The sequence below is a fragment of the Aedoeadaptatus nemausensis genome, assembly GCF_903819165.1.
In the GTDB taxonomy this organism is placed as follows: domain Bacteria; phylum Bacillota; class Clostridia; order Tissierellales; family Peptoniphilaceae; genus Aedoeadaptatus; species Aedoeadaptatus nemausensis.
The window spans coordinates 1-432 of record NZ_CAIJCS010000063.1 but is presented as its reverse complement, the minus strand read 5'-3'; the positions used below and the strand labels follow the sequence as shown (position 1 = coordinate 432).

The following is a 432-nucleotide window of genomic DNA, read 5'->3' as shown; positions in this document are numbered from 1 at the left end:
TCACCTTAGAATGCTAAGAGGTTATCTTAGCGGGTTTCCCCATTCGGAAATCTATGGATCACAGTGTATTTGCCACTACCCATAGCTTATCGCAGCTTAACGCGTCCTTCATCGGCTCTTGGTGCCAAGGCATCCACCGGATGCTCTTTCTAACTTGACCTTACGATCTATTCGTTGAAATTGTAATCTTAAATAAAATTTGAAGATTTGATTTACGATGTTCTCGTATTTGATTGTATATGCAATTGTCATGGTTCAAAAATAGAATCCCGTCCGATTTGCACAGACGATTACGCGACTTGCGGATTCACAATTAAAAGGTATAAGAGAAAGCCATCTTTGTGGCTCCTGCCCGCAGGCAAGAGCCTTCTTCCTTAGAAAGGAGGTGATCCAGCCGCACCTTCCGATACGGCTACCTTGTTACGACTTCAC

At 43.5% G+C, this 432-nt stretch carries 2 rRNA genes; both read right to left on the bottom strand.

From position 1 onward, the window contains the following. Positions 1-160 (bottom strand): 23S ribosomal RNA (locus PEPTYR26121_RS08895); the annotation flags it as partial. 218 nt (positions 161-378) lie between these two features. Continuing rightward, a 16S ribosomal RNA gene (locus PEPTYR26121_RS08890) occupies positions 379-432 on the bottom strand; the annotation flags it as partial.